Below are 6,026 nucleotides of genomic sequence, written 5' to 3'. Positions count from 1 at the left end.
CCTGTATATCTGCAGCTACTGCTGCTTTTGCATTTGATAAATAGGCAATACCTCCATAGGTAACATTTACATTTTCCGCAGTTGGGATGGTTTTTAAAGTAAACAAATCGGCGGTAAAATCACCACTTCCGCTATGATTAAGATTGAATATCTCAGCACTTATTACGGATGGTTCGTCTTTGTAACTGATGTAAGCATTGTTGATTTCATACCGCTGCAGCTCCATTTTAAATACCTTTTCTGCGCCCGTTATTTGGGCAGTTGTATCAGGCTTTACAATATCCCAGTTAACCAGGCTGTCTTTTGAAACGATAGCATGTACCCGGGGCGATTCAACAAATACAGAATAGATGGTGATGTTGCTGCCCTTTATCACACTCATAATGTTTACCGCAGCATCAATTTGTTTGGCTGCCAGTAATGTATCAGCGGCAAATACACCGTTACCGGTAATGTAAAAATCATCTAAACCAACCGCTACTTTTGGGAAATGGCGGAAAAAGGAAATATTTACTTCTTTAAAATCAACCCTGGCATTGAGTTTTGCATTGATTTCTTTTTTCACTTTAGCAGTAAGCTGGCTTTTAAAAAGATAGGGAATGGCAAAGGCAACTCCAGTTAAAACAAGTAAACTTATCAGAACAATTTTGAGTAATTTTTTTATCATAGAAATCAATTTATTTTTATAAACTGTTGGTATGCCTACAGGCAAAAAGCATTCCAACTAATGTGTATTAGGGGTAAACTTACGGTAATGTAAAAGGTCAGTTTATAAATGCCTGCGAATATATAAACCTCCCCTTTTTTAAAAGAGGCATCACGGAAAAATAATTATAGAAACCATTTAACATCGCTATACCATATTACTGCGGTTGATAAGCGGCATTAAATTTTGCTACTAATAACGACTGCTGCAAACGCCTTTATCCGGAACGCGACTTTACCACTGATAATTACTACTACACTATCAATGTTTAACGCTAATAATACTTTTGTGATCGTAATTTTTTTTATAAATCTGGGCTGTAATAATACTATCTGGCTTTTCTTTTCCTGATCAGAAAAATAACGTAGCTATAAAAAGCAATTATAATTTCGGAAAATTAACGAGGATAGTGTTAGGTTACGGTGACCTGCATGTGATAAATTACTAATGCAGCAAGTTACTATTTGTGCATTAACTGAAAACCTCACAGCGGAAGAAGTTTACCCTCCCGGCAAAAAAGCTAAGCACCATTGCCGGCAGCGGCTGTCTATAATTTTAATGGCGGCATTTGTGTATTAAATCTTTTCCCAATTAAATTCACCAACATATCGGTGTGCCACAGTGCCTTGCTCATCCATAGCAAGTAAGTGCAACCACCCATTATTACATAGGTTTCGCACATGCTCGTGTTTTTTGAGGATGGCATTCATCTCCTGCAACGGTGCTTCAATAATCACATTTAGTTTTACCGGCTCATGTTGGTAGATTTCGCCGTCGTGTACAGATTGCATAGGTAATCCAACCCTCAGGTCACCGGAATATCCTTCCAAAACGCCTACGCCGGCAGTTACATTATGCAAGGTTTTATTTCCAGAACCAAAGTGATTATTATCAACTGTAGAGGCATAGTATTGCATATTAATCCAGTTGGTTACTACCATTGGTGCCGTCATTATTAATTCTAAAATAGAAAACCCCTGATCTTTTTTCCAGTTGTAAGAGTGAAGAAAGGTTTGACCTCCAAGGTCAAGATGTTCGGTTCTTTCCCGAGGCGCAACAACAAAGCTGCTGCAGCCAGCCAATCCCCATTCCGGGCGCACCTGCGACCAGTCCTTGCTCCGTGCTTTTATAGCTGAATCCACATTGCTTTTAACAGCCATACGCAAGGCTCGTTCTGTTCGGGTGGCATGCCCTGCCCTGCCCATTGATATTTTTAAATCATGCAGTTGTTCGGGATGCAGCCTGGCAGCCTCCTCCTCATTATAAATGCTGATTTCGTCCGTTGTAGTGTCGTGTAAACATGCCAGGAAAACAGTCTTGTCGGGTATCTCAATATTCTCCAGTTTTAATTTTTCCCGAACCAATTTGTCGTTAAGTACCGCAGCCGCCACTTTTGCATTGGCTTCTCCTGTATGACCTCCGCAAGCGCCGCAATCGAGCCCAGTGGCATATGGATTATTTACAGTGGTAGAACCGTGGCCTACAATTAATACAAAGCGTGCAAAGTTCTCCGTAAGAGACATAGCATTCAACGCATTTTTAGCCATTTGAATTCGCTGCTCCAAAGGTATACCTGCAGTATGATGCTGGTGTGTTGATACCTGCAGACTTATAGTTTTTTGTTTTAAAACCGACGCTGTAAAACCGGAGTTGGTTGGATGGGGTACCGGGCGGGTAAGGCCAAATGCATCTGTAAAAAGTTTTGGGAGGTAGGATAACCCGACCGGGCTAACAAAACTAAAACAACTAACGGCTCCGGACTTAAAAGATTTCCAGATTTGCTTTGTCTCGTTGCGAAGAAGAAGGCTTTTATACGCCTTCCGATTGTCCTCACTATCAGGAATTTCTTCCAAAATGGTTGGCCCCGTTTTTAAAAGTACCGGACACTGGGCCTCACCTGTTTCGTGAGCCAATGGTATAAAATTAATAGGAAAGGCAAAAAATCCTGCAAAGCCAATCGTTTCAATTCCCCGATCCACCAACTCCAGGTTTCTGCGAAATACCTCGGATCTTACATCAATACAAAAAATTGCTTGTGCCTTTAATTGCACTTTGCTCTTAGTATCAACAACTTTTGGCATTTTAAATTTAGCTATAATTTCCCGTTGACATGCTATATCAAATGCATCCTGCAAAATGAGTTTTTCTGTAAGCTGTTGATTGAGCCCGGTGGGAGTTTTCGTTTTCTTAGCCTCCATCCAGTTAGCTTGCAATTGCGGAGTTTCGATGCTTTTTAAAAAACATGCTTCCCAGCAGGCAAGGATGGCAAGAAATTCCATTAATTTTCCGTCTTTTCCTCCGTACAATTCGCTATCCCAGTCCAGCCGTGCCGCATATGCCGACCACCCGCCCACCCGTATCAACAGGCGTTGAAAATAAGTGTCTAATTCTTCTTGTGATAAACCAAGTATTTGCAAAGCTGCCTGCAATGCTTGCAGCCAATCATCAGGCATGGCTTTTACTATTTTTCGGAAGTTTTTCAATCCTGCAATTTCAGGTGTGCAATCTACTTCTGCTTCCTCTTTCCATGACATAAAAATGCCCGCCTCTTTATTCGCCGCCACCCAGCTGGCTTGTCCATTGTCAAAATAGGAAGCAGCCCAAGCAGATACCCTGGAAATGACAAAACTATTCCAATCTTTTTTTGTAGCCTGCGTCGCAACATCGAGTAAGGTGTTTACCGATGCAGCATTTTGATTGACATCAACGGTTTTGCTGAGTTCATTTATAAGGCTTTTAGCATTTTTTATTGGAGTCGGTTTTTTAGCTAAAGCAGTCTCTATATCTTCCAGCATAATTTTTCCTTCTTTCACTTTTGTTTGGTAAAAAGAAACAGGCAACGTTGTTTGGATTCCTGCTACTGAAGCCAGGTAATGAGCCACCGTTTCAAATTTTTGATCACTATACCCAAAGTATGGGTTTACGGCTACAAAATTTTCAAGGGGCCACACAGGTGCAATTTTTTTGCAGGCCTTTCGCATTATTTCGATGAGTGTGTTGTTTTCCATTTTTTTAATTGGAGGTAAAATTTATTTTACCTGCTTTTTTATTTTATTTTTCTAATCACTCGCTAAGACTTAAACCAGCTTTTCTTTCAGTGTTTTTATGTCTATTTGTTTAAGGCTGGTGCTTTTAAACTCAGCCCGGTTAATCGCAGGTATTTTTAGTTTGAAATTAATATTCAATGCACCCACCAATCTATCAAAAAAAGCATTTGCATAAAAGCCATTTCTTACGTGAACAGCGAGCGTTCGGTAAAACGGCTTTTGCGAAAGTTGAGAAGCAATCAATTGAATAAAAATCACCAATGCAAAGGCGAGTAATATAATCCCGATAGCAAGTAATTTACCCCTTTGAGGAATGCTTACCTGCGGTACCTGCAAAGCAATAACATAATGCGTTGCAGATTCCAATGCAAAAAATGCCACTGTAATAATCAGTGCGAGGGCTGTGGCTTGAGCCAGCAAACTAAAATTCAATTTACCAGCAATGGCAGCAGTAAAAATGCGGGAAAGTCCCAGCATAATGACAGTGCCAATGAGCAAAATAGCTATATCTTTTTTTATATCCATTCCCCATATTAAAGCAAAAGCTGCATAGAGCGCTAAAGCCATTGCAATACCCAATATAATTTTTAGAGGGCTGGCCAATTTCTCCTTTCTGGTAACTTTAGCTGCCCTTACTACATCAATTACACTTCCCGACGAGAGAAAGGCGTGCGCTTTGTAAAATGAATGGGCTACCAGATGGAGCATCGCAGCCGGGTATACACCTAATCCGCAAATCATTAAACTAAAACCCATGTGTCCTACGCTGGAGTATCCCAATGCTGTTTTTACAGATGTTTGGGTGAGATAAGCAACAGACGCAAAAAGTGCAGTTATTCCACCTATAAGGATGAGCAAGATTGACACAGCAGTGCTGGATTCCATTACAAAGGCCATGCGAATAAGTAGGAATGGCCCTGCGTTTAAAAGTCCTGCATGTAACAAAGCAGATACCGGTGTAGGTGTTTCCATCACCTCTATCAACCAGCCATGTGTAGGAAATTGGGCTGATTTAAGCACAGCCGACAGACCTAAAAACAGGGCAGCAAATTCCAAAGATGGAGAAATAAAAGAGCTAGTTTTAATTCCATTAAAAATAACTTCTAAATTTCCTGAACCAAACTGCCGGTATAGCAAAACAATGGCAACAAGTAAGCAGGCATCGGCTAGCCTGGCAAGTATGAATTTCTTTTTTGCTGCAAGTTGTGCTCCTGGCCTGTCGCTGTAAAACACGAGTAGCCGATGCAAGGAGATGCTCGTTAAAATCCAGGAAAGAAAAAGCAGACCAAGGTTTCCGGAAATTACAAGCAGTTGCACAGCGGCAATGGTTGCAGCCAGTCTGCCCATAAAAGCTCCCTGGTGTTGATCTCCATCCAGGTAGTTTACACTGTATTTTATAATGATAAAACCCAATAGTGAAATCATGCCGAGCATAATCACACTTACAGCATCAAGCCGAACGCTAAAACCAATAGCAGCAAATCCGGCTAATGGAGATTGAATGAGTTTATACCAATAAACATTGATACTTAAACACACGACAATGACCAGGCTCAGTACAGCAGCAACTTTGCTCATCGTTATTACTTGCCTTGGTTTAAAACCAGGTTGAAACCAGGATGCGATGGCCGTTACAACAAAAAACAAGGGCGATATTAGTGCAATGAGCGTTATTAAATTTTGTGACATAGTTTGTTTGCGCTTGAGTTGTTTTTAAACTGATAAAACAATATGTACAAGCCTTTTTTTAAATTTTATTGCCTTACAGCAGTGAATTTTTTAACATTGTAAAACTGACTAAAACAATTGATAAGTTTTTATTAATGTTTCCTATATAATGCATAAAAAATATTTATGCTTAGAAATATGCTGTAACTATTGCTTATTAAATTCAGGCTGCAGAAATAAGGATTATTTAGGGGGATACGGAATAGCTTTTGACATGTAACAACACCCGATCACAGTTTTAATTTTCAATGCGCTCACAACATTTTTACAGTACAACAACTTTTAAAATCAATGAACTTAAATCACCCTGTGCTGCTCATCCTCAAAATGGGGAATATTTTAACGGTATGGTAATTGCAACCCTCACCATTACAATAATATATGTAAAAATGAGTAATCAAAAACAATTTGGTGTATGGATGGATACACAAACAGCTGTAATTGTGGGAAAAGAACAGCCGGAGGCTGAGTCAGTTATAATATTGGCTTCAGTAACAGGCGAAAAAGCATCGTCCAACTCCAGCGAAAAGACATCCCACAACCTG

At 40.0% G+C, this 6,026-nt stretch carries 3 protein-coding genes and 1 pseudogene; 1 reads left to right on the top strand and 3 read right to left on the bottom strand.

Annotated elements, in window-relative coordinates; translation table 11 throughout:
* From H7254_RS09290 to H7254_RS09280, 3 genes are all read right to left on the bottom strand, one after another.
* Positions 1–667, bottom strand: a 667-nt coding sequence (locus H7254_RS09290; protein WP_301932706.1) for an AsmA family protein, incomplete at its 3' end; no start/stop codon positions are given.
* A gap of 614 nt (positions 668–1,281) precedes the next feature.
* Positions 1,282–3,714, bottom strand: a complete 2,433-nt coding sequence (locus H7254_RS09285) for a YbcC family protein (protein WP_301932705.1) — start codon at positions 3,712–3,714, stop codon at positions 1,282–1,284.
* Between the two features lie 69 nt (positions 3,715–3,783).
* Positions 3,784–5,442, bottom strand: a complete 1,659-nt coding sequence (locus H7254_RS09280; protein ID WP_301932704.1) for a proton-conducting transporter membrane subunit — start codon at positions 5,440–5,442, stop codon at positions 3,784–3,786.
* A gap of 287 nt (positions 5,443–5,729) precedes the next feature.
* Between H7254_RS09280 and H7254_RS09275 the strand changes: the two are divergent.
* Positions 5,730–6,026: pseudogene (locus H7254_RS09275) on the top strand (hypothetical protein); the annotation flags it as partial.

It is taken from the genome of Ferruginibacter sp. (assembly GCF_014377975.1).
Taxonomy (GTDB): Bacteria; Bacteroidota; Bacteroidia; order Chitinophagales; family Chitinophagaceae; genus Ferruginibacter.
The sequence above is the reverse complement of the archived record's forward strand: the minus strand, read 5'-3'. Positions and strand labels throughout refer to the sequence as shown.